This is a genomic window from Vibrio sp. Y176 (assembly GCF_033438945.1).
Genome location: NZ_JAWOQS010001001.1, coordinates 1 through 554, shown reverse-complemented (window position 1 = coordinate 554; position 554 = coordinate 1). Strand labels below are relative to the sequence as shown.

Annotated in this window: 2 pseudogenes; both read left to right on the top strand. The window is 46.4% G+C overall.

Annotated elements, in window-relative coordinates:
• Positions 1–322, top strand: a pseudogene (locus tag R7O13_RS29875) (acetyl-CoA carboxylase carboxyl transferase subunit alpha); the annotation flags it as partial.
• 76 nt (positions 323–398) lie between these two features.
• Positions 399–554: pseudogene (locus R7O13_RS29870) on the top strand (tRNA(Ile)-lysidine synthetase); the annotation flags it as partial.

The following is a 554-nucleotide window of genomic DNA, read 5'->3' as shown; positions in this document are numbered from 1 at the left end:
AGGCGACTACGTGAACATGCTTCAGTACTCTACGTACTCAGTAATTTCTCCAGAGGGTTGTGCTTCAATCCTATGGCGTGATTCTGACAAAGCGCCTCAAGCAGCAGAAGCAATGGGTCTAACTGCTCCTCGCCTTAAAGAACTTGAGCTAATTGATGAGATCATCGAAGAGCCACTAGGTGGCGCGCACCGCGATCACGTTAAAATGGCTGAAAACATGAAAGCGACGCTACTTCGTCAGCTAGAAGATCTTGAGCAGCTAGATGAAGAATCGCTACGTGAACGCCGTTACCAACGTCTAATGAACTACGGTTACTGCTGATATCTCGCGAGATAACGGATAAAATAGAAAGGGTTGGACATATGTCTAACCCTTTTTTGTACCTATCGGATCGCTTATGGAATCGCTTTACCAGCAGTTTTCTCATGTATTGAACACCTATTATCAACCTCAAACGAAGGTCGTTGTCGCGTTTAGTGGTGGTGTGGACTCGCGCTTGTTACTTGAGTTACTTCGCCGTTATCGAGAAGAAAACTCCCTCTCTTGCCACGCG